This window comes from Evansella sp. AB-rgal1, from assembly GCF_041820985.1.
GTDB lineage: Bacteria > Bacillota > Bacilli > Bacillales > Salisediminibacteriaceae > Evansella.
This window is the reverse complement of the sequence record NZ_JBGUAU010000004.1, coordinates 16,679-40,182: the sequence shown is the minus strand read 5'-3', so window position 1 is coordinate 40,182 and position 23,504 is coordinate 16,679. Positions and strand designations below refer to the sequence as shown.

General features: G+C 37.2%; 21 protein-coding genes and 1 other annotated feature. All 21 genes read right to left on the bottom strand.

Annotated elements, in window-relative coordinates; genetic code table 11:
• Positions 1–18 precede the first annotated feature (18 nt).
• The 21 genes from ACERII_RS04080 to ACERII_RS03980 all read right to left on the bottom strand — a co-directional run bounded on the left by ACERII_RS04080 (position 19) and on the right by ACERII_RS03980 (position 23,503).
• Positions 19–924, bottom strand: a complete 906-nt coding sequence (locus ACERII_RS04080; protein WP_373640270.1) for an ABC transporter permease — start codon at positions 922–924, stop codon at positions 19–21.
• A gap of 26 nt (positions 925–950) precedes the next feature.
• Entirely contained in the window at positions 951–1,913 is a 963-nt protein-coding gene (gene opp4B / locus ACERII_RS04075; protein WP_373640267.1) for an oligopeptide ABC transporter permease, read from the bottom strand.
• 5 nt (positions 1,914–1,918) lie between these two features.
• On the bottom strand, positions 1,919–2,854 hold the full coding sequence (locus ACERII_RS04070) for an ABC transporter ATP-binding protein (protein ID WP_373640265.1): 936 nt from the start codon (positions 2,852–2,854) through the stop codon (positions 1,919–1,921).
• A 5-nt stretch (positions 2,855–2,859) separates the two neighbouring features.
• Positions 2,860–3,858, bottom strand: coding sequence for an ABC transporter ATP-binding protein (locus ACERII_RS04065; RefSeq protein WP_373640264.1), 999 nt, complete (start codon positions 3,856–3,858; stop codon positions 2,860–2,862).
• A gap of 996 nt (positions 3,859–4,854) precedes the next feature.
• Positions 4,855–6,045 (bottom strand): elongation factor Tu, encoded by a 1,191-nt coding sequence (gene tuf, locus ACERII_RS04060; RefSeq protein ID WP_373640262.1) that lies wholly within the window; start codon positions 6,043–6,045, stop codon positions 4,855–4,857.
• Between the two features lie 129 nt (positions 6,046–6,174).
• Positions 6,175–8,253: an elongation factor G gene (gene fusA / locus ACERII_RS04055; RefSeq protein ID WP_373640260.1), complete on the bottom strand. Its 2,079-nt coding sequence runs from the start codon at positions 8,251–8,253 to the stop codon at positions 6,175–6,177.
• Between the two features lie 135 nt (positions 8,254–8,388).
• On the bottom strand, positions 8,389–8,859 hold the full coding sequence (gene rpsG, locus ACERII_RS04050; protein WP_278283964.1) for a 30S ribosomal protein S7: 471 nt from the start codon (positions 8,857–8,859) through the stop codon (positions 8,389–8,391).
• Between the two features lie 50 nt (positions 8,860–8,909).
• The gene (gene rpsL / locus ACERII_RS04045; protein WP_373640258.1) at positions 8,910–9,332 is read right to left on the bottom strand and encodes a 30S ribosomal protein S12; all 423 of its coding nucleotides are present in this window, start codon (positions 9,330–9,332) and stop codon (positions 8,910–8,912) included.
• Between the two features lie 112 nt (positions 9,333–9,444).
• Positions 9,445–9,693, bottom strand: a complete 249-nt coding sequence (locus ACERII_RS04040; RefSeq protein ID WP_373640257.1) for a 50S ribosomal protein L7ae-like protein — start codon at positions 9,691–9,693, stop codon at positions 9,445–9,447.
• A gap of 266 nt (positions 9,694–9,959) precedes the next feature.
• The gene (gene rpoC, locus ACERII_RS04035; protein WP_373640255.1) at positions 9,960–13,574 is read right to left on the bottom strand and encodes a DNA-directed RNA polymerase subunit beta'; all 3,615 of its coding nucleotides are present in this window, start codon (positions 13,572–13,574) and stop codon (positions 9,960–9,962) included.
• Between the two features lie 36 nt (positions 13,575–13,610).
• A complete protein-coding gene (gene rpoB / locus ACERII_RS04030) occupies positions 13,611–17,150 on the bottom strand; it encodes a DNA-directed RNA polymerase subunit beta (RefSeq protein WP_373640254.1) in 3,540 nt (1,179 codons plus the stop codon).
• A 314-nt stretch (positions 17,151–17,464) separates the two neighbouring features.
• Positions 17,465–18,067 (bottom strand): class I SAM-dependent methyltransferase, encoded by a 603-nt coding sequence (locus ACERII_RS04025; protein WP_373640253.1) that lies wholly within the window; start codon positions 18,065–18,067, stop codon positions 17,465–17,467.
• 209 nt (positions 18,068–18,276) lie between these two features.
• Complete coding sequence (rplL, locus tag ACERII_RS04020; protein WP_373640252.1) at positions 18,277–18,639, bottom strand: 50S ribosomal protein L7/L12; 363 nt, start codon at positions 18,637–18,639, stop codon at positions 18,277–18,279.
• A 73-nt stretch (positions 18,640–18,712) separates the two neighbouring features.
• Positions 18,713–19,213 (bottom strand): 50S ribosomal protein L10, encoded by a 501-nt coding sequence (gene rplJ / locus ACERII_RS04015; RefSeq protein ID WP_373640251.1) that lies wholly within the window; start codon positions 19,211–19,213, stop codon positions 18,713–18,715.
• Between the two features lie 33 nt (positions 19,214–19,246).
• Positions 19,247–19,396, bottom strand: a sequence feature (ribosomal protein L10 leader region).
• 46 nt (positions 19,397–19,442) lie between these two features.
• Positions 19,443–20,138: a 50S ribosomal protein L1 gene (gene rplA / locus ACERII_RS04010; protein WP_373640249.1), complete on the bottom strand. Its 696-nt coding sequence runs from the start codon at positions 20,136–20,138 to the stop codon at positions 19,443–19,445.
• A 118-nt stretch (positions 20,139–20,256) separates the two neighbouring features.
• Positions 20,257–20,682, bottom strand: a complete 426-nt coding sequence (gene rplK, locus ACERII_RS04005) for a 50S ribosomal protein L11 (RefSeq protein ID WP_013486737.1) — start codon at positions 20,680–20,682, stop codon at positions 20,257–20,259.
• Between the two features lie 182 nt (positions 20,683–20,864).
• Positions 20,865–21,398, bottom strand: coding sequence for a transcription termination/antitermination protein NusG (gene nusG, locus ACERII_RS04000; RefSeq protein WP_373640531.1), 534 nt, complete (start codon positions 21,396–21,398; stop codon positions 20,865–20,867).
• 136 nt (positions 21,399–21,534) lie between these two features.
• On the bottom strand, positions 21,535–21,729 hold the full coding sequence (secE, locus tag ACERII_RS03995; protein WP_373640247.1) for a preprotein translocase subunit SecE: 195 nt from the start codon (positions 21,727–21,729) through the stop codon (positions 21,535–21,537).
• 44 nt (positions 21,730–21,773) lie between these two features.
• Positions 21,774–21,923, bottom strand: a complete 150-nt coding sequence (gene rpmG, locus ACERII_RS03990; protein WP_373640245.1) for a 50S ribosomal protein L33 — start codon at positions 21,921–21,923, stop codon at positions 21,774–21,776.
• Positions 21,924–22,197: 274 nt separating this feature from the next.
• The gene (gene sigH, locus ACERII_RS03985) at positions 22,198–22,842 is read right to left on the bottom strand and encodes an RNA polymerase sporulation sigma factor SigH (protein WP_373640243.1); all 645 of its coding nucleotides are present in this window, start codon (positions 22,840–22,842) and stop codon (positions 22,198–22,200) included.
• Between the two features lie 148 nt (positions 22,843–22,990).
• Entirely contained in the window at positions 22,991–23,503 is a 513-nt protein-coding gene (locus ACERII_RS03980) for an NYN domain-containing protein (protein ID WP_373640242.1), read from the bottom strand.
• Between the last annotated feature and the right edge of the window lies 1 nt (position 23,504).

The following is a 23,504-nucleotide window of genomic DNA, read 5'->3' as shown; positions in this document are numbered from 1 at the left end:
ATAAATACCCTCCCTTTTTTATCCTCTTCTTTGTCTTGCGTCAGTCGCGCGTTTTAACGCTTGACCAACATTATTTATACTCAACATCAATACTAAAATTAGAATTGATGCAGGTAACCATATCCACCATCTAAACTCTAACGTTTGTGGGTTCGTAGCATAACTTACTAATGTCCCTAAACTTGGAGTCTCTTCCGGAAATCCAAACCCTAAAAAAGAAAGTCCTGATTCAATACCGATGTTTGCAGCTAAGTTTAAAGTCATCGTTACGATTATTAATGAACTTAGGTTCGGAAGAAGTTGTTTAAATATAATTTTTGTATGAGAAGATCCTAACGTTTTTGAAGCCTGTATATATTCAAGTTCCTTTTCTTGCAGTGCTTTGGATCTTATTAACCTTGCAATCCCCATCCAAAGAAATGCTGTCATAATGAACGAAAATGACCATATCGTATATCTTGGTACTGCTGTAACGAATGCTATAACAATCATTAACGTAGGTAAAATCAAGAAGAAATCTACCACACGCATCATTATATTATCGATTGTACCACCAAAATAACCAGAAATAACACCTACTAATATACCAATAAAGCCTGAAGCTAGTGTTACAACAATTCCGATCGCCAAAGAATTTCTAGTACCGATAATTAGTTGACCAAATATATCTCGTCCACCATAGTCTGTTCCTAACCAAAAGTCAGATGATGGAGGTTGATACAATGCAAATAGATCAACAGTAACAATTTGTTTTTCGTCTAAGAGTAGCGAAACCCCAAATACTCCTGTTATAACTATTATTAATAATATTAAAGAGAATAAAGCTACTTTATCTCTAACAATTTCACGCCAGAGGATGGTAAAACCAGACGGACTCTTTTCTAAATCCTTTGGCGGGCTAATGTTTTCATTCTTTATACCCATTTTTTTCACCTCAAGTTGTCCGTTTCTTATTTTATACGAATACGCGGGTCTACCAGACTTAAGATAATGTCAGATAACAATGCCCCTATGATGGATGTAACACCATATAATAGAACTAGTGCTGTCATTACAGTGAAATCTCGTAATGTAATAGACCTTAAGAACAATTCACCCATCCCTGGATAGTTAAAGATATTCTCAATGAAAATAGTACCACCCAACAAACCTGTAATTTCAAATCCAAAGAATGCTGCTATCGGTAAAAGGGAGTTACGAAGAATGTGTCGGTTATACACACGTTGTTCAGATGCGCCCTTTGCTCTTGCTGTAATGATGAAATCTTTCTGTTTTGTATCAATGATTTCACTTCGTAAATACTGTACAGTACCAACGGTTGTTATTAGTGCCATAGAGAGTGACGGTAATATCAAGTGGTATAATTTACTAATAACATAGTCTAATGATCCTGGAGATAAACCTGGTCTTACACTACCACTTGTAGGAAACCAGCCTAACTGGAAACCGAACACCCATAACATTAATAAAGCGAAAATGAATAATGGTGCCGCAAAACCTAAATAAGTGTACCCCGTAATTGTACGATCAAGCCATGTGTCATTAAAACGACCACTTGTGATACCTAAAGGAATTGCGATTGCATAAGTAAAGATTAATGTTAAAGCTGATAAATATACCGTATTTGTCATACGCTGTCCAATTAACTCAGTAACATCCATCTTGTATCTAAAAGATCTACCAAAATCTCCTTGAGCAACACCATAAATCCAATCACGATATTGTATATACCAAGGATTATTTAACCCAAGACGATCTCGCATTGCTTCTATAGCAGCAGGATCTAAGTTCGGATCAATCAAACCAGATAGCGCATCACCAGGCATTGCTTTTGCTAATAAGAATACAAAAATACTTAATATAAATATTTGAGGAATCATTATCATGATTCTTCTTACAATTAATTTCCACATATCATTCAACCTCTCTCAGGCAAAGCCACTTGATGTGTCTCGGAAATTGGTTTTAAAGGGTAGGCTAGACCTTCATCATCGAAGTAATCTTTCGAAAGACCATCGAATTGTTCTTTTACTTTGCGACGGTTCTCAATAAGTACCTCTCTTTGCCTTGGATTAATATCAGGTATCGCTGAAATAAGTCGTTTTGTGTAAATATGCTGAGGATTTTCAAATATATCTTCAGTTGTACCTTCCTCGACATAGCGACCTTTATACATGATCCCAATTTTGTCACAAACATGTCTAATTATCCCTAAATCATGACTAATAAATAAATAAGTCAAATTTAGTTCTTTTTGTATATCTTGCATAAAGTTCAATACCTGGGCTTGGACTGATACGTCAAGTGCAGATACCGGCTCGTCCGCAATGATTAATTTCGGCTTTAAAGCGATCGCTCTTGCAATTCCAATTCGTTGACGTTGTCCACCTGAAAACTCATGTGGATATTTAAGAATAGCTTCCGGACTCAATCCTACAAAATCCATTAGCTCCTGTACTTTTCTTCTTTCTTCTTTTGCAGAAAGTTTTTCAAAATTACGTAATGGTTCTGCAACAATATCAACAACACGTTTCTTAGGATTTAATGAAGAATATGGATCTTGAAATATCATTTGAATATCTCTACGAGCATCCAAGAATGATTTCCTTCCAGATTTTGCAATGTTATTACCATTAAATATTACATCTCCAGAAGTGATTTCATTTAATCCAATAATCGCTCTCCCTGTAGTAGTTTTTCCAGATCCAGATTCACCAACTAAACCATAAGTTTGACCAGCTTCTATCGATAAGGAAACACCATCTACTGCTTTTACATGTTCCTGTACTCTTCGTAATATTCCGCCACGTATGGGGAAGTATACTTTTAAATCATTAACTTCTAGTAGCGACATGACTCCTATACCTCCTTGCTTTTATCAGGGAAGTCAAAATGCTTATAGCATGTACAACGGACAAAATGCCCTGGTTTAATTTCATGTAATGTTGGATTCTCCTCGTGAGCTGACTCATCAATCCATGGAATCCTTGTTTTAAATCGACACCCTTCACGAGGAAGGTTTTGTAAAGCTGGTACTACTCCTTGAATTACATGTAGCTTAGAACCTTTTTCCGCTTGCGATGGTACTGAATTTAACAAAGATCTTGTATAAGGATGCTGAGGATTTTCTATTAGTGAATAAACATCCGCAACCTCTACAATTTGTCCTGCATACATAACTGCAACTCTATCCGCCATTTCCGCAACTACACCAAGATCGTGGGTTATTAAAATAATTCCAGCACGCATATCATCCTTAAGTTGTCCTAATAAGTCTAAAATTTGCGATTGAATTGTAACGTCCAGCGCTGTTGTAGGCTCGTCTGCAATTAATAACTCTGGTTGATTTGCAATTGCAATTGCAATAACAACACGTTGTCTCATTCCTCCTGAAAGTTCATGAGGATATTGATTGTATACTTTTTCTGGTCTAGGAATACCAACTTTATTTAATAGATCAATAACTCTTGCCCTTCTTTCCTTCACTGAAATCTTAGGATTATGAAGGAAGATTGTTTCGTCTATTTGCGAGCCTACTACCATAAGAGGATTTAAAGCAGAGAGAGAATCTTGGAAGATCATACCCATTTCTTTCCCTCTTAATTTACTTAACTTCGCAGGTGACGCATTTGCGATATTCTCACCTTTAAAAATGATTTCACCTTCAATTTTTGCTCTATTGTGCAAACCCATAAGGGAGAAGGCAAAAGCACTTTTTCCTGAACCAGATTCACCAACGATTGCTAATACTTCATTTTTATTAACGGTAAGGGTCACATCGTCCACTGCCGCATAATAGTCATCTTTAATTCTAAAAGATGTTTTAAGATTTTTTATTTTTAATAACTCTTCAGTCAAAATAATCACCCTTACAAAGAAGAATTTTATATAAAAGTTAGTTCTTGATAGTAATTTGAATATTGTTCTAAATTTAAACATAAGACATAGAAGTTATTTGTGAGAATTCTATTTCACTCACTTCTGATAATCTCATAAGATCCTTGTAAACTTTTAAGAATTTATTCCGATTTATCTGAATATTTCAAATGTGGAAATAATTAGACATTTGAAGTTATACTGATATTACTTTGTGAAACAATATTCATATATTTTCTATTATTGAATAAATAATAGTAGTAAATTCTTAAAACTTTATGGGATGAATTTTTATTGCTTTTATCTATCCCCAATTAGACGTGCCACTAATTTGTAATTATAAGTGAACCTTCCGTGAAAAGCAACTATAAATATTTTTTAATATAATGTTAAACCTATCTGTTTACAGAATATTTCGTCGGATCAGAACACGATATATCTTCGAATTACCTTGTAAATCAACAATATTTTGAATATTATTTATTCGTTTTACGAACTAATTACTATATTAAGTTACATCAATGTAGTTTTCAAGTAAAATTTATACATAATTCAACATTTTTTTTATAAATTATTGTATTGATTGTAAGATTTTCCCGATTGGACTAATCTTTAACAAAAAGAATAGTTTTTTACTTAAGTTATAATTTGGTAGCTACACTTAAATATCCCATTTACATACTATTTTTTTATGTTATATAACCTAACATTGTTATATAAGAATAGTAGAAATTAAAGATTTTTGGAAACATTAATTTTTTATTATATATTCGTTTCTATATTCTATTCGAAAATACACTTATTTTAGTTTATCTTTGAATAAAAAATGACATGTTTCTTCTATTATATATGTGTATTGGTAAGCATATATATATTCGTAGTTACATACTCATAATATAACCGTCAGTTGCAACGTACTGACATGTAAAAAAGTGCCTTAGGATGATCCTAAAGCACTTTTATTTTAATAAGTACTTACTACTCTTGAATAGTAGCAACTACTCCAGCACCTACAGTACGTCCACCTTCACGGATAGAGAACTTAGTACCTTCTTCGATTGCGATTGGAGCGATTAATTCTACAGTCATCTCAACGTTGTCTCCAGGCATAACCATTTCCACACCTTCAGGAAGTTGGCAAATACCAGTTACGTCCGTTGTACGGAAATAGAATTGTGGGCGGTAGTTAGTGAAGAATGGAGTGTGACGTCCACCCTCTTCTTTAGAAAGAACATAAACTTCCGCTTTGAATTTTGTATGTGGAGTGATAGTACCTGGCTTAGCAAGTACTTGACCACGGTTGATGTCATCACGAGAAATACCACGTAATAATGCACCAATGTTGTCTCCAGCTTCTGCATAGTCAAGAAGCTTACGGAACATTTCAACACCTGTAACAGTAGATTTCTTTGGTTCTTCAGTTAAACCAATGATAGCAATTTCGTCACCAACGTTTAATTGTCCACGCTCAACACGACCAGTTGCAACTGTTCCACGACCAGTGATTGAGAATACATCCTCAACAGGCATCATGAAAGGCTTATCTTTGTCACGTTCTGGAGTTGGGATATAGCTATCAACAGCATCCATTAATTCAAAGATTTTTGCTTCATAATCAGCGTCACCTTCTAAAGCTCTAAGAGCAGAACCAGAGATAACTGGAATGTCGTCTCCTGGGAAGTCGTACTCAGATAGAAGGTCACGCACTTCCATTTCTACTAATTCTAAAAGCTCTTCGTCGTCTACCATGTCTACTTTGTTTAAGAAAACAACGATGTATGGTACACCTACTTGACGAGAAAGAAGAATGTGCTCACGAGTTTGTGGCATAGGGCCATCAGCAGCAGATACTACTAAGATAGCTCCGTCCATTTGTGCAGCACCAGTAATCATGTTTTTAACATAGTCAGCATGTCCTGGGCAGTCAACGTGTGCATAGTGACGTGCATCTGTTTCATACTCAACGTGTGCTGTAGAAATTGTAATTCCACGCTCACGCTCTTCTGGAGCACCGTCAATTTGGTCATATGCCATTGCAGTACCTTTACCAGATTTCTTGTGTAATACAGTAGAAATTGCTGCAGTTAATGTAGTTTTACCATGGTCAACGTGTCCAATTGTACCAATATTGGCATGCGTCTTGGAACGGTCAAATTTTTCTTTACCCATGTTGAATTCCTCCTTAATTTGAGAAAAAAGTTTTTTTATAATTATTTTAGAAGAAAGGCTCTGGAACAACCTCGTCCTTTTCACCTTTCTTAGCTTACAATAAAATCGTTTGTTACACAATGTTTTAGACTACTGACCACCGTGTTTTTTCGCGATTTCTTCAGAAATACTCTTTGGTACTTCTTCATAGTGATCAAAGTGCATTGTATATTGTCCACGTCCTTGTGTATTAGAACGTAATGATGTTGCATAACCGAACATTTCAGCTAAAGGCACCATCGCTTTTACGATTTGAGCATTACCACGAGCATCCATACCTTCTACACGTCCACGACGAGAAGTGATATCACCCATGATATCTCCCATGTATTCTTCTGGAATTACAACTTCTACACGCATAAGTGGCTCAAGAATAACAGGCTTACACTTATTCTTAGCTGCCTTTAATGCCATTGACGCTGCAATTTTAAAAGCCATTTCGTTGGAGTCAACATCGTGATATGATCCATCGTATAATTTAGCCTTGATATCGATTAATGGGAATCCAGCAAGAAGACCATTATCTAATGAATCCTCTAAACCAGCTTTAACGGAACCGATATATTCACGAGGAACTACACCACCGACTACCGCATCTTCGAATTCAAAACCTGCTCCCTCTTCATTTGGAGCAAATTCAATCCATACGTGTCCGTATTGTCCACGACCACCAGATTGACGTACAAACTTACCTTCACATTTCGCAGCTTCACGAATTGTTTCACGGTAAGATACTTGAGGAGCACCTACGTTTGCTTCTACTTTGAATTCACGTTTCATACGATCTACTAGGATATCAAGGTGAAGTTCACCCATTCCTGCGATAATCGTTTGACCAGTTTCTTCATCAGTATGTGTACGGAAAGTAGGGTCTTCTTCTGCAAGCTTCGCTAATGCCATACCCATCTTATCTTGGTCAGCCTTAGATTTAGGCTCAACAGATAATGAGATAACTGGCTCAGGGAATTCCATAGATTCAAGAATTACAAGATTCTTTTCATCACAAATTGTGTCCCCTGTAGTTGTTTCCTTCAGACCAACACCTGCTGCGATATCACCTGCATAAACAGTTGAAATCTCTTCACGGTGGTTTGCATGCATTTGAAGGATACGCCCCATACGCTCACGCTTACCTTTACTTGAGTTTTGTACATAGGAACCTGAGTTTACAGTACCGGAGTAAACACGGAAGAATGTAAGTTTACCTACGAACGGATCTGTCATAACTTTGAAAGCAAGAGCAGAAAAAGGCTCATCGTCACTTGAACGACGGATAACTTCTTCTTCAGAATCAGGTAAAATACCTTTTATTGAAGGTACATCTGTTGGAGCTGGTAGGTAATCAATAACAGCATCTAACATTAATTGTACCCCTTTGTTTTTGAAAGCAGATCCACATATTACTGGGTAGAATTCAACATTGATTGTACCTTTACGGATTCCAGCTTTTAGTTCTTCCACTGTAATCTCTTCACCTTCAAGATACTTCATTGTTAATTCTTCATCTAATTCAGATACTGCTTCAACAAGCTTATCGTGATACTCTTCTGCTTGAGCTTTATACTCTTCAGGAATCTCACGTGCATCAGTACGAGTTCCAAGATCATCTTCATAGAAGTATGCTTTCATTTCAACAAGGTCAATGATACCCTCGAACTCGTCTTCAGCACCGATTGGTAATTGAATTGCGTGAGCATTAGCCCCTAGACGATCATGTAAAGTTCCTAAAGAATAAATGAAGTCAGCACCAATTTTATCCATCTTATTTACGAATACAACTCTTGGTACTCCGTATGTTGTTGCTTGACGCCATACAGTTTCTGTTTGAGGTTCAACACCAGATTGTGCGTCTAATACTGCAACGGCACCGTCAAGTACACGTAAAGAACGTTCAACCTCAACAGTAAAGTCTACGTGTCCAGGAGTATCGATAATATTTACTCGATGTCCTTTCCATTGTGCAGTTGTTGCTGCGGACGTAATTGTGATCCCACGCTCTTGCTCTTGCTCCATCCAGTCCATCTGTGAAGCACCTTCGTGAGTTTCACCAATTTTATGAATACGCCCTGTATAGAAAAGTACTCGTTCAGTTGTTGTTGTTTTACCAGCATCAATATGAGCCATGATACCAATATTACGAGTATTTTCTAAGGAGAATTCTCTTCCCATTGGTCTTTCTCCTTCCTATACTTTAAGTGATTTATGTGTTTTGGCCTACAGTCCCGGAAGAATTCTTCCAAAGACTGTAATCCCAGTTATATCTTATCCAATTATTAGCATTAAGCTACATTGGTTGTGAAAATTCTACCAACGATAGTGAGCAAATGCTTTATTTGCTTCAGCCATACGGTGAGTGTCTTCACGCTTTTTAACAGCAGCACCAGTGTTGTTCGCTGCGTCTAAGATTTCGTTAGCTAAACGCTCTTCCATTGTTTTTTCTCCACGAAGACGAGCATAGCTTACTAACCAACGAAGTCCTAAAGTAGTACGACGTTCAGGTTTAACTTCGATCGGCACTTGATAGTTTGCACCACCAACACGACGAGCTTTAACTTCAAGAACTGGCATGATGTTCTTTAACGCTTGTTCAAAAACTTCTTGTGGGTCATTACCACTACGCTCTTGAACTAATTCAAACGCTCTATATAAAATCGTTTGTGCAACCCCTCTTTTTCCATCAATCATGATGCGGTTGATTAAACGAGTTACAAGCTTAGAATTGTAAATTGGATCAGGTAATACATCTCTGCGAGGTACAGGTCCTTTACGAGGCATCAGTTTTCCTCCTTTCTAAAAATATACGAAACGTTGTTACCAACGCAATTTTATTTTTTTGCTGCTTTAGGTCTCTTTGTTCCGTATTTAGAACGACCTTGCATACGACCATCAACACCAGCTGTATCTAACGCACCACGAACAATGTGATAACGTACCCCTGGTAAGTCTTTTACTCGTCCACCACGAATCAAGACAACACTGTGTTCTTGAAGGTTGTGTCCAATACCAGGAATATAAGCTGTTACCTCAATACCATTTGTCAAACGTACACGCGCATACTTACGTAATGCTGAGTTTGGTTTTTTCGGTGTCATAGTTCCTACACGAGTACAAACTCCACGTTTTTGCGGTGAACTTTGATTAGTCTGAGATTTAATGAAACTGTTGTAACCTTTATTTAATGCTGGTGAATCTGATTTTTGAATCTTAGATTCACGACCTTTACGTACTAATTGGTTAATAGTAGGCATGGTTTTCCTCCTTTCTATATCAACAATGTGTAAGTCCACTGGTCCAGGTGGTTCATAAAACTGTAAAAGGAAAGTTTTTGCCATCTGGGCAAGCCATCGACAAAAACTATTTTTACTTTTTAATTGCCACAGTAGCTGCACTCACTTCTATACCACAAGCCTTACCTAACTTCTTCATAGAATCTACTTTAGTAAGTAACACACTATGTTTTTCAGCTTGGATTATAATCTTTTGGATTACTTTTGGATCTGCATCTGCTGCTACAATAATCTCTTCGACCTGCTCATCTTCCAGTGCTTTAAGCGTCTGTTTCGTGCCCACGACTTTATTTGTCGCCTGGACTACTTTTTCATAAGACATTCTTCATCCTCCAAAGCAACAGGTATTTGGCACACTTAGATATATTACCACCATGAATAACTCGTGTCAACACCTTTTTAAAAGTGTTTGTTTTAATAATGGGTATAGCTTGTGAATGTACTCAATCTTCGTGTTGGTTAAGGAAATCCTTACAATGTATTCTGTAAAGACTTCCTATTTCACCAATCCACTGAAGTTTCACAAATTCTTATCATAATACAATCTGATATAGAAGGTGCTTTACAGTGCCATTATTCACAAATAAATTAATCTTGTACAGTGGCTTCTTCTAAGATAACCTCATCATGTTCCTCTTGATTTTGTCCAGCAGGAGACATCTGTCTATATCGTTGCATTCCCGTACCAGCTGGTACAAGCTTTCCGATAATAACATTCTCTTTTAGCCCCACAAGTTCATCTTTCTTACCTTTAATTGCTGCATCTGTTAAAACTCGAGTAGTTTCTTGGAAAGATGCTGCAGATAAGAATGAATCTGTTTCAAGAGAAGCTTTCGTAATACCCAACAATACCGGTCTACCAGAAGCTGGCATTCCACCACGTAATAAAATATCACGATTTGCGTCATTAAATTGATGAACTTCCACAAGTGATCCAGGTAATACTTCAGTATCTCCAGCGTCAATAACGCGAATTTTCCGAAGCATTTGACGAACCATTACCTCAACGTGTTTATCACCAATTTCTACCCCTTGCATACGGTATACTTTTTGTACTTCACGTAGTAAGTATTCTTGAACTCCTTGAACACCAGAAACCGTGAGCAATTCTTTAGGATCAATAGAGCCTTCGGTCAATTCTTGCCCCGGGCGAACATTTTCACCAATCTCGACTTTTAGTCTTGATCCATAAGGAGCTACATAATTTCTTGACTCTATTACACCTTGAACGACAATTTCTTTCTTTTCATTCACTTCTTTAATATCGGAGACAGTACCTTCAATTTCTGAAATAACTGCTTGACCTTTTGGATTACGGGCTTCAAAAAGTTCTTGGATACGAGGTAAACCTTGAGTAATATCATCTCCGGCTACCCCACCTGTATGGAAAGTACGCATCGTTAACTGAGTACCTGGTTCACCGATAGATTGTGCAGCAATAATACCCACTGCTTCACCCACCTCAACCTCAGCACCTGTTGCAAGGTTTCTACCATAACATGCTTTGCATACACCGTGTTTCGTATCACATGTGAAAGCGGAACGAATAACTACAGTTTGAATACCTAAATCTTCGATGACTTTAGCCATGTCTTCATTAATTTGCTCATTTCTAGCAACCAATACATCATTCGTTTCTGGATGATAGATTGTTTCATGAACGACACGACCAACTAAGCGATCAAATAATGGTTCAATTACTTCATTTCCTTCTTTAATTGCAGCAACCTTTAGGCCGCGATCAGTTCCACAATCATCTTGACGGACAATTACATCTTGTGCCACGTCTACTAATCGACGAGTTAAGTATCCTGAATCGGCAGTTTTTAGAGCAGTATCTGCAAGACCTTTACGGGCACCGTGAGTAGAAATAAAGTACTCTAATACTGTTAAACCTTCACGGAAGCTAGATTTAATAGGAAGTTCAATGATACGTCCAGAAGGATTGGCCATCAAACCACGCATACCAGCTAGCTGGGTAAAGTTCGAAGCATTACCACGGGCACCAGAGTCACTCATCATAAAGATTGGATTTAATTTCTCTAATGTTCCCATTAATTTATTTTGAATAACGTCTTTGGAGGAGCTCCAAACTTCGATTACTTTGTCATAACGCTCTTCTTCCGTAATTAAACCACGGCGGAATTGTTTCAAGATACGTTCAACCTTTAAATCTGCTTCTTCTAGAATTTCCTTTTTCTCCTTTAATACAACGATGTCAGCTACACCAATGGTAATACCTGCTTTCGTTGAATAATGGAAACCAAGGTCTTTCATTTTATCAAGCATGACAGATGTTTCAGAAACTTTAAATTTCTTAAACACTTCTGCTATGATGTCCCCTAAGAAGCCTTTCTTAAATGGAAGTACGACATCTCTCTTTTTGAACTCTTCTTTAATATTTGTTGTCATAGGGACAATATATTTATCTGGTGTTGCTACTTCTAAATTCTCAATAGATGGTTCGTTCATATACGGGAACGATTCTGGTAATATCTCGTTGAAAATAACTTTCCCTACTGAAGTTAAAATTAATTTACCTTCGTGTTCCGGTTTAAAGTTGGTTTTATTAAGTGATGAAACAGGAATCGCAATTCTCGTGTGAAGATGAACATATCCACAACGGTATGCAGTAAGAGCTTCGTTTGGATCTTTATATATATTCCCTTCACCAACAGCTCCCTCTCGTTCAAGAGTTAAGTAATAGTTACCTAAAACCATATCTTGTGAAGGAGTAACAACCGGTTTACCATCTTTCGGATTCAAGATATTTTGAGCAGCAAGCATTAATAGACGTGATTCTGCTTGTGCTTCCGCAGATAGAGGAACGTGAACTGCCATTTGGTCTCCATCAAAGTCTGCGTTATATGCAGTACAAACAAGTGGATGAAGCTTAATAGCACGACCCTCTACTAAAGTAGGCTCAAATGCTTGAATACCTAGTCTGTGCAATGTAGGTGCACGGTTCAATAGAACTGGGTGCTCTCTAATTACTTCTTCTAATACATCCCATACCTCTGGTTGAACTCGTTCAACTTTACGCTTTGCACTTTTAATATTGTGCGCAAGCCCTCGGCTAACAAGTTCTTTCATAACGAAAGGTTTAAATAGCTCTAACGCCATTTCCTTTGGTAAACCACATTGATACATCTTTAAATGTGGACCTACTACGATAACGGAACGCCCAGAATAATCCACACGTTTACCTAATAAGTTTTGACGGAAACGACCTTGCTTCCCTTTTAACATATGAGAAAGAGATTTTAATGGACGGTTTCCTGGACCTGTAACAGGTCGACCACGGCGCCCATTATCAATTAGTGCATCAACAGCTTCTTGTAGCATACGTTTCTCGTTTTGAACAATAATGTTAGGAGCTCCAAGATCTAATAAACGCTTTAAACGATTATTTCGATTAATAACACGACGATACAAATCATTTAAATCAGATGTTGCAAAACGACCACCATCAAGTTGAACCATCGGTCTTAGCTCAGGTGGAATTACTGGAAGTACATCTAGTATCATCCATGCAGGGCTGTTCCCTGAGTGACGGAAAGCTTCGAGTACTTCTAATCTTTTAATAGCTCTTGTGCGTCGCTGTCCTTGAGCAGTTAAAAGCTCTTCTTTTAGCATATTAACTTCTTTGTCTAAATCTATATCTTGTAATAATTTACGAATAGCTTCTGCACCCATCTGCGCTGTAAACGAACGTCCATATTTTTCTCGGTACGTACGATACTCTTTTTCAGAGAGAAGTTGCTTTAATTCTAACGGAGTTTCTCCCGTCTCCGTTACAACATAGGATGCAAAGTAAATTACTTCTTCTAATGATCTAGGCGACATGTCTAGAACAAGACCCATTCTACTTGGGATACCTTTGAAGTACCATATGTGAGAGACAGGGGCAGCTAACTCAATATGCCCCATACGCTCACGACGTACTTTTGCTCTTGTTACTTCTACTCCACAACGGTCACAAACGACACCTTTGTAGCGAACTCGTTTGTATTTACCACAATGACATTCCCAGTCTTTCGTTGGACCAAAGATTCGCTCACAGAATAAACCATCTTTTTCAGGCTTTAACGTACGATAGTTAATCGTTTCAGGTTTTTTCACTTCTCCGCGAGACCATGAACGAATTTTATCTGGTGATGCCAAACCAATTTTCATATATTCAAAATTATTAACATCTATCAAGGGGCTAACCTCCCTTTCAGCATTCATGTTCAGCCATTATACGTTAGATTCACTTGACTCTAAGTTTAGGTTTAATTTGTCGTTTCCTTGCTCTTCGTCATCATCTAATTCGAGCATTTCAATCTCTTCCTCATTACTGGAGAGCATTTTAACGTCCATACCTAAGCTTTGAAGTTCTTTAATTAGTACTTTGAAAGACTCAGGAACACCTGGTTCAGGCACATTTTCACCTTTAACAATGGCTTCGTATGTTTTTACACGTCCAACAACGTCATCCGATTTTACAGTTAGAATTTCCTGAAGTGTATATGCAGCACCATATGCTTCTAGCGCCCAAACCTCCATCTCACCAAATCGTTGTCCTCCAAATTGAGCTTTACCACCTAGCGGTTGTTGTGTAACTAAGGAGTAAGGTCCTGTAGATCTAGCGTGCAATTTGTCATCTACCATGTGAGCTAATTTGATCATATACATAATACCAACAGAAACTCGGTTATCAAACGGTTCTCCCGTTCTTCCATCATATAGAACCGTCTTCCCATCACGGGCCATACCTGCTTCTGCAAGAGTACCCCAAACATCTTCTTCTCGGGCGCCGTCAAATACCGGACTCGCTACATGAATGCCTAATTTTCTAGCTGCCATACCTAAATGCAACTCTAAAACTTGACCGATGTTCATACGAGACGGTACACCTAATGGATTTAACATGATATCAATAGGAGTTCCATCTGGTAAATATGGCATATCTTCTTCAGGGAGAATTCGAGAAATTACACCCTTGTTACCGTGACGACCTGCCATTTTATCTCCTTCGTGAATCTTTCTCTTTTGAACGATATAAACACGTACAAGTTGATTCACTCCTGGTGGCAATTCATCCCCATCTTCACGGTTGAACACTTTAACATCTAGGACAATTCCATCACCACCATGTGGTGCACGTAAAGATGTGTCTCGAACTTCACGAGCTTTCTCACCAAAGATAGCATGTAATAAACGTTCTTCTGCAGTAAGCTCTGTAACACCCTTAGGGGTTACTTTTCCTACAAGAATATCACCGTCTTTTACTTCCGCACCAACTCGGATAATTCCACGCTCATCAAGGTTCTTCAGTGCATCTTCACCAACATTAGGTATGTCTCTTGTTATTTCTTCAGGTCCTAGTTTGGTATCACGAGCTTCAGACTCATATTCTTCAATATGAACAGATGTATAAACATCATCTTTCACAAGTCTTTCACTTAAGATAATCGCATCTTCATAGTTATAACCTTCCCATGTCATAAAGCCAACCATTACGTTTCGACCTAGAGCCATCTCCCCTACTTCCATAGAAGGTCCGTCTGCTAGAATTTCACCTTTTTTAACTATATTACCTTCACTAACAATTGGGCGTTGGTTATAGCAAGTTCCCTGGTTAGATCGTTCAAACTTTTGAAGGTTGTATCGAACTTTATCTCCTTCAACCGGTTTCCCGTCAATCTCTTCTATTAAACGTATCTCAACGTATTTAGCTGTTACTCTTTCGACGCGTCCATTATGTTTTGAAACTACTGCCGCACCAGAATCTTTTGCAGAAACATACTCCATACCAGTACCTACAAGTGGTGATTCTGGTTGAAGTAATGGAACAGCTTGACGTTGCATGTTCGCTCCCATTAATGCACGGTTAGAGTCATCATTTTCTAAGAATGGAATACATGCAGTTGCCGCAGAAACTACTTGTTTTGGAGATACGTCCATGTAGTCTACACGATCTCTCGACACAATAATGTTTTCACCACGGAAACGACAAATTATATTCTCATCAATAAATCCACCGTCTTCATCTAATCTAGCATTAGCCTGTGCCACAACGTAATTATCCTCTTCATCTGCTGTTAAGTAATCAAATTGTGCACTCACTCGTCCAGTTTCATGATCTACCTTACGATAAGGTGTTTCCATGAATCCAAATTCATTTACCTTCGCAAAACTAGATAATGAGTTAATTAACCCAATGTTCGGCCCCTCTGGAGTTTCAATCGGACACATACGACCATAGTGAGAGTAGTGAACGTCTCGCACTTCAAACCCCGCACGTTCACGTGTCAATCCACCTGGCCCAAGAGCTGATAAACGACGTTTATGTGTAAGTTCCGCCAATGGATTCGTTTGGTCCATAAATTGTGAAAGCTGAGAGGATCCAAAGAACTCTTTAATCGACGCAATAACCGGTCGAATGTTAATCAAGGCTTGTGGTGTAATCACGTTAGCATCTTGAATAGACATACGCTCTCGCACAACACGTTCCATTCTTGATAATCCGATTCGGAATTGATTTTGAAGTAATTCCCCAACAGAACGAAGGCGTCGATTACCTAAGTGATCAATATCATCCGTGTTTCCTACTCCATGTAACAAGTTAAAGAAATAGTTAATGGATGCAATAATATCTGCTGGTGTAATATTTTTCACCGCTTTTTCTACTATTCCGTTACCTAGTACACGAATTGGTTGATCATTCGGAGCAGTTGGATCATTTATTAAAATAGATTGTAACTCTACATCTTCTTCTTCTATAACTCCACCATGTAACGTGTAGTGTTTAAACCCTACATTGTTTTCTAAGTATGGAATTAATCGATCTAACAAACGTCGGTCAATGAGTGCACCTTCTTCAGCAAGCACTTCCCCTGTCTCAGGATCTACTAGAGTCTCTGCTAATCGTTGGTTAAATAATCGATCTTTTATATGAAGCTTTTTATTCATTTTATAACGACCCACATTTGCTAAATCATAACGTTTCGGGTCAAAAAAACGAGACTCTAACAAACTTTTCGCATTATCAACCGTTGGAGGTTCTCCTGGTCGTAAACGCTCATAAATTTCTAGCAATGCTTTTTCGCTACTATCTGTATTATCTTTTTCGAGCGTATTGCGGAGATATTCATCTTCCCCTAAGAGCTCAATGATCTCTTGATCAGTTCCAAAGCCAAGAGCACGTAAAAGAACGGTTACTGGGATTTTACGTGTACGATCTATTCTTACATACACAATATCCTTGGCATCCGTTTCAAGTTCCAACCATGCACCACGATTAGGGATAACAGTAGCGGTAAATCCTTTTTTACCGTTTTTATCCATCTTCTGGCTGTAATACACACTTGGAGAACGAACTAACTGTGATACAATAACACGTTCAGCACCGTTAATAACAAAGGTACCTGTATCAGTCATCAATGGGAAGTCTCCCATGAAAACTTCTTGTTCCTTCACTTCCCCCGTCTCCTTATTAATTAGACGGACTTTTACACGAAGTGGTGCAGAATATGTTACATCGCGTTCCTTCGATTCTTCTACTGAATATTTTGGTTCACCTAAGCTATAATCAATAAACTCAAGTACCAAATTACCAGTGAAATCTTCAATTGGAGAGATATCCTGAAACATCTCACGTATTCCCTCATCAAGAAACCATTGATAAGAAGCTGTTTGAATTTCAATCAAGTTTGGAAGGTCCAATACTTCACTGATTCTGGCATAACTTCTTCTCTGGCGGTGGCGTCCATACTGAACTAGTTGACCTGTCAACTGCTTCACCCCTCAAAACTAGCGTTTTTATCATCATAAGAATTGTATAAAACAACTCTTTGACAGACATTTTAATAATACGTTCCTACAGATTTACTTCTAATAGAGATATAAGTATAAAAAAACACTTCCTTTTTTAAAAATAAAAAAAGGGCATAAAGCCTCGTACCATCAGAAAGGCATAAAAGACGTTAACTAGTTTGTCCAAAATTACCCTTTTTATACACATCTCCTATATTTTAAGCATATTAACCCTATTTTCATTTTAACAGTTCATACGCATTAAATAACATTAACACAACACATAAACAGAGTCAACATTTTTTTCCTTTTAGAATAAAATATCCCTTTGACTTTTTTACTATTTCCGTATCTAAGCCTATAGTCTCTAATTTATTAATTGTAGATGGCGCCCCTTGTTTCTTTTGAATAACAATCCACAACTCTCCATCGGGCTTAAGACAACGAAAAGCTTGTTCGTACAGATGAAAAATAACTTCTTTCCCTGCTCGAATTGGAGGGTTTGTTAGAATAACTGCGAAACTTTCCTCTTTTTGACCTTTTAACAGATCATTTTGGAAGACTGATACATTATTAATGTTATTACGCTGTGCATTCAACTTGGTCAACTCTACTGCTCTTTCATTAATATCTATCATCGAAACTTTTTTAGAAGGATATTTTTTTGCTAACGTTAGTCCAATAGGACCCCAACCGCAACCAACATCACATAATGAACCTTCCAATCCATGAAATTGAAAGGATTCCACTAATAGTTTCGAACCATAGTCTATACCCTTCTTTGAGAAAACACCTGAATCTACTGTAAAATGTAAAGTTTCTCCTGCTATTGTCTCCGTGATTTTTTTACGATCACTTTCTACTGTCGGCTTCTCATTATAGTAATGATCCCCCATATACACAACACCCTCTTACTTATAATGAAACAGTCTCACAAATGCATTTCTGAAAACACCTTAACAGCATTACCAAGTTTTACTAGTTCCATTCTTTATTTATAAATTTTTATTTTCTCTTATGATCGTTTTGTGTGAAAAACTTATTTATAGATAGTGCAAAAAACTCGCTTTGCTAACAAAGCGAGTTTTGGAGGTTTTTGTCAAAATTACTTAACTTCTACAGAAGCACCAGCTTCTTCAAGTTTAGCTTTCATTTCTTCAGCTTCATCTTTAGATACGCCTTCTTTAACTGCAGCAGGAGCACCATCAACAAGAGCTTTTGCATCTTTTAATCCTAAACCAGTGATCTCACGAACCACTTTGATTACGTTGATTTTAGAACCACCAGCAGATGCAAGAACTACGTCAAACTCAGTTTTTTCTTCTACAGCTTCAGCAGCTCCGCCACCAGCTACAGCAACAGGTGCAGCAGCAGTTACGCCAAACTCTTCCTCAATTGCTTTTACAAGATCGTTTAATTCTAAAACAGTCATTTCTTTTACAGCTTCAATAATTTGCTCTTTAGTCATTTTATGTTTCCTCCCATTATTGGTTTTTTAAGTGTTAGCCATTAGGCTATGTTTGAAAAAATGCTTGGAACTCTTATGCTCCTTGCTCTTCCTTTTGATCTGCAACAGCTTTTGTAGCCAATGCAAAGTTTCGGATTGGAGCTTGTAAAACGCTGAGTAGCATAGATAGTAATCCTTCGCGTGATGGAAGATCAGCAATAGCTTTAACTTCATCAACAGAAACTACTTTACCTTCAATAACACCAGCTTTAATTTCTAAAGCATCATGTTTTTTTGCGAATCCAGCTAGTACTTTTGCTGGAGCAATAACATCTTCGTTACTGAATGCAATTGCAGTTGGACCAACTAAATTTGCATCAAGGTCTGTAAGACCAGCTATTTCAGTGGCACGACGAGCTAATGTATTTTTATAAACTTTGAAGTCTACGCCTGCTTCACGTAGTTGCTTACGAAGTTCAGTTACCTCAGCAACATCAAGTCCACGGTAGTCAACAACAATTGTTGATTGGCTAGCTTGTAATTTTTCTGCAATTTCGTGTACAACTTGTTTTTTCTTTTCAATTACTGCACCCATTTTGACACCTCCTGTTAAATGGTTAAACATACCGTTGGCATAATAAATGCCTTCATGCAAGACATGAAGGCAGTAATATATAGTACCTATTATATCAAAATAGGTTTCATTACATTACGAACCTCGGTAGGGAATTAAGCAATTCCTTGCTCCTACTGTCTACGGTATGAGTTATATAAAATTTACAATCATTAGTATATAACTTCAAATTATTGAAGTCAACTATTTATTAAAGTTTAATACCGGAAACATTTACCTTCATACCAGGACCCATAGTAGATGCGATTGCTACGTTTCTCATATAAGTACCTTTAGCAGCAGCTGGTTTAGCTTTTAGTAATGTCTCAACGATAGTATTGAAGTTTTCAACAAGTTTTTGCTCATCAAAAGAAACTTTTCCAATTGGCACATGAATATTACCAGATTTATCAACGCGGTATTCTACTTTACCAGCTTTGATTTCATTAACAGCTTTTGTAACATCAAATGTTACTGTTCCTGTTTTAGGGTTTGGCATTAAGCCTTTTGGTCCAAGTGTACGACCTAATTTACCTACTTGCGCCATCATGTCAGGAGTAGCAACAACAACGTCAAAGTCAAACCAACCTTGACTTACTTTGTTGATTAAGTCCTCTTCCCCAACAAAATCTGCACCTGCAGCTTCAGCTTCTTTCGCTTTATCTCCCTTAGCAAAAACAAGTACTTTTTGAGTTTTACCAGTACCATTTGGAAGAACTACCGCTCCACGGATTTGTTGATCCGCTTTCTTAGGATCAACACCTAATCTAGCAGCGAATTCTACTGTTTCATCAAATTTAGCTGTAGCTGTTTTTTTCACTAATTCAACAGCTTCAGAAACTTCATATACTTTTTCACGATCAACGAGTTTTAACGCGTCAACGTATTTTTTACCCTTCTTAGCCATTTCATTTCCTCCTCATTGTGGTTTTAGCGGTTATACCTCCCACTAATAAAGGTTGCGAACCTACAAAAAGTAGGTAGGATATTATCCTTTTCTCGCAACCTCGTTATACACATGTGTATTAGTCTTCAATAACAATACCCATGCTACGTGCAGTACCTTCAACCATACGCATCGCTGCTTCTACATCAGCTGCGTTAAGGTCTGGCATTTTTGTTTCTGCGATTTCTCGAACTTTATCACGCTTCAGTGTTGCAACCTTTTTAGTATTAGGTTCACCGGATGCTGTTTCAATTCCAGCTGCTTTCTTTAAAAGAACTGCTGCAGGTGGAGTTTTAGTGATAAATGTAAATGAACGGTCTTCAAATACCGTGATCTCTACTGGAATAATTAAGCCCGCTTGTTCTTGTGTACGAGCGTTAAATTCTTTACAGAATCCCATGATATTAACACCAGCTTGACCCAATGCTGGACCTACCGGCGGTGCTGGATTAGCTTTACCAGCAGGAATTTGCAATTTTACAACTTTAATGACCTTTTTAGCCACGCGACACACCTCCTTAAGTCCGTGATGTGGTAAACCGAGCAATTTATTAGTTTTAATTGCTCTCCCACTCAATATCTGCATTTTTGCAGGAAAAAACGTGAACGAAGTGTTCACGTACATTAACAACATTAAGATTTTATCACTTCGCCAATAAGATAGCAAGTTTTTTTCAAATTAGATAATCATAATTTTTCTACTTGAGTAAAATCTAATTCTACAGGAGTTTCACGACCAAACATATTTACATGAACTTTAATCTTATGTTTATCCGTATAAATATCTTCTACCGTTCCGATAAAATTGGCAAATGGTCCTTCTTTAACCTTGACAGATTCCTTCAGTTCAAAATCAATTTCTGCTCTTGGAGCTTCTACTCCCATTTGTTTCAAAATGTTATCTACCTCTTCAGGTAATAGTGCAGTCGGTTTAGAACCTGCACCTGCTGAACCTACAAAACCAGTCACACCGGGAGTATTACGAACTACATACCACGAATCATCCGTCATCACCATTTCTACGATAACATACCCTGGAAAAACTTTCTTTGTAACTTGTTTACTTTTTCCATTTTTGATTTCTGTTTCTTCTTCAACTGGAACAAGAACACGAAAAATTTTATCTGTCATGTCCATTGATTCTACACGTTTTTCCAAATTTGTCTTCACTTTATTCTCATAACCAGAATAAGTGTGAACAACGTACCAATTTTTTTCCATTACATATGGGACAAGTTTGTCCTTTCCCTCCTCTTGCAAAACTAGATTTTCACTCAAAATAGAAAAGCACAGGTCTCTAGACAGAGCCTTAAGCTAAACATTCATAAGAATTATAACTGTTTTTGATCCTAATATATTAATTTAAAATTCCGCGGATAAGAGCAGAAATTCCAGAATCAACAATCGCAAAGAAAACTGCAATAAATAATACTGTTGCTACAACCACAATTGTATACCTTGTAAGTTCTTTACGTTTTGGCCAAGATACTCGCTTCATTTCCGTAGATACATCTTTTAAAAACTTCGTCGTGTTTTTGATCGCACTAGCCATGATTTGCACCTCCATCATTAATCCTCTAAATTATCTATTTAACATCACTTTGTTTCTACATGGGCTGTATGCTTTCCGCACGTTTTACAAAATTTATTCATTTGTAAGCGGGTTGTCCTATTTTGCTCTGTTTTGGTAGTAGAATAATTTCTAGATTTACATACGTCACATGAGAGAACCGCTTTTTGTGACATAACCAAACTCCTTTTCACTAAAAAACAATACACACTGTTAAAACTTATCATAGGGATTGGGAAGTGTCAATCACTGCTAGCCATCTTCATTGTAGACGAATTTCCCTATTTTCATAAGTACTTTTTTTGATATCACCAAAAGTTAAACTAAAGTCGCCTGTAAATGCGCTTACAAATTGATTCATAAGCTTTCTAGAATAAGAAGTATGCTCACTGTTTTTCACAAATCAGACAACTTTTTTAGAGATAAAATAAAACAGGGGTTCTCCCTGTTTTATAGCTTTACGCCTTTTAATTCTACGTATCTCTCAAGTTTTCTTTTTACTCGTTGTAATGCATTATCTATAGATTTTACATGTCTATTTAAATCACCAGAAATTTCTTGATAACTACGTCCATCCAAATAGAGCATTAAGACCTTCCGTTCTAGATCACTTAAAATCTCGCCCATTTTCAATTCTATATCATCAAATTCTTCCTGATTTATTAATAATTCTTCTGGATCACTTACTTTAGTACCAATTATTACATCTAAAAGTGTACGATCTGATTCTTCATCATAGATAGGCTTATCGAGCGACACATACGAATTTAACGGTATATGCTTCTGCCGTGTCGCAGTCTTAATTGCTGTAATAATTTGTCTTGTAATACACAGCTCAGCAAATGCTTTAAAGGATGAAAGCTTGTCTCCTTTAAAATCACGAATCGCTTTGTATAGACCAATCATTCCTTCTTGTACGATATCTTCATGGTCTGCCCCAATTAAAAAGTAGGATCGCGCTTTTGCACGAACAAAATTTTTGTACTTAGTAATTAAGTATTCAAGAGCAGAACTATCCCCTTCACGTACGTATTCTACGAGATTTTCATCTTCAATACCTTCATATTTAGCTATCTCGATAAGGTCTAAAGTCATGCGATCCCTCCGCCCCTGACTTTTTTCTCCATTAATAGAGTTATTTTAAGAATCACTCTATAGATTTTATTTTACGTTTTTTTTATACAAATGGAATTGTCTAAATATAGAAATAGTATACAGGAAATCAATAAAAAGCGTCAAGATGCTATTCTTTTCCTCGACGCCATTTTTCGAATAGTTCTGCCATTTCATCTGTAATTGGCAATTTCGTTTTTACTTTTTTATTAATTCTTTCATTTACTTCCTTCTTTATACCTTTTTCAATAGTAATTACTTCATTTCGTAACTCTCTAGCTGATTTACGATATGCTCCACTCGCAAAAATTACTCTCTGTTCAACAAAATCAGATGTTGCCACATATATTTGTGTATCCACTCGCTTTAACTCTTTCACTAGACGCTCAATTCGTTCATCAGCAGTTTCCTTTTCGCGAGTATATACTATATTCATTCGAAAGTTATGATATTTCTTACCAAGTCCTGGTACCATATGTGCGTCAAAAATGATCATTACTTCTATTCCTGTATATGCTTGATACTCAGCCATCTTCTCAATAAGCAGGTCCCTTGCATTTTCTAGATCTGTTAATTGAAGAGTCCTTAGTTCTGGCCAATCCCCAATCATGTTGTACCCATCAACCAATAGAACCCGACGCATA

Bases quoted from the DNA above. Each gene is read 5' to 3' on its own strand.
- rpsG (WP_278283964.1), bottom strand. From the start codon at position 8,859: ATGCCTCGTAAAGGACCTGTACCTCGCAGAGATGTATTACCTGATCCA.
- sigH (WP_373640243.1), bottom strand. From the start codon at position 22,842: ATGACTTTAGACCTTATCGAGATAGCTAAATATGAAGGTATTGAAGAT.
- rplA (WP_373640249.1), bottom strand. From the start codon at position 20,138: ATGGCTAAGAAGGGTAAAAAATACGTTGACGCGTTAAAACTCGTTGAT.
- rplL (WP_373640252.1), bottom strand. From the start codon at position 18,639: ATGACTAAAGAGCAAATTATTGAAGCTGTAAAAGAAATGACTGTTTTA.
- ACERII_RS03980 (WP_373640242.1), bottom strand. From the start codon at position 23,503: ATGCGTCGGGTTCTATTGGTTGATGGGTACAACATGATTGGGGATTGG.
- secE (WP_373640247.1), bottom strand. From the start codon at position 21,729: ATGGCTAGTGCGATCAAAAACACGACGAAGTTTTTAAAAGATGTATCT.
- ACERII_RS04070 (WP_373640265.1), bottom strand. From the start codon at position 2,854: ATGTCGCTACTAGAAGTTAATGATTTAAAAGTATACTTCCCCATACGT.
- opp4B (WP_373640267.1), bottom strand. From the start codon at position 1,913: ATGTGGAAATTAATTGTAAGAAGAATCATGATAATGATTCCTCAAATA.
- fusA (WP_373640260.1), bottom strand. From the start codon at position 8,253: ATGGGAAGAGAATTCTCCTTAGAAAATACTCGTAATATTGGTATCATG.
- ACERII_RS04040 (WP_373640257.1), bottom strand. From the start codon at position 9,693: ATGTCTTATGAAAAAGTAGTCCAGGCGACAAATAAAGTCGTGGGCACG.
- ACERII_RS04080 (WP_373640270.1), bottom strand. From the start codon at position 924: ATGGGTATAAAGAATGAAAACATTAGCCCGCCAAAGGATTTAGAAAAG.
- ACERII_RS04025 (WP_373640253.1), bottom strand. From the start codon at position 18,067: ATGGGGGATCATTACTATAATGAGAAGCCGACAGTAGAAAGTGATCGT.
- tuf (WP_373640262.1), bottom strand. From the start codon at position 6,045: ATGGGTAAAGAAAAATTTGACCGTTCCAAGACGCATGCCAATATTGGT.
- rpmG (WP_373640245.1), bottom strand. From the start codon at position 21,923: ATGTCACAAAAAGCGGTTCTCTCATGTGACGTATGTAAATCTAGAAAT.
- nusG (WP_373640531.1), bottom strand. From the start codon at position 21,398: ATGGAAAAAAATTGGTACGTTGTTCACACTTATTCTGGTTATGAGAAT.
- rpsL (WP_373640258.1), bottom strand. From the start codon at position 9,332: ATGCCTACTATTAACCAATTAGTACGTAAAGGTCGTGAATCTAAGATT.
- rplJ (WP_373640251.1), bottom strand. From the start codon at position 19,213: ATGGGTGCAGTAATTGAAAAGAAAAAACAAGTTGTACACGAAATTGCA.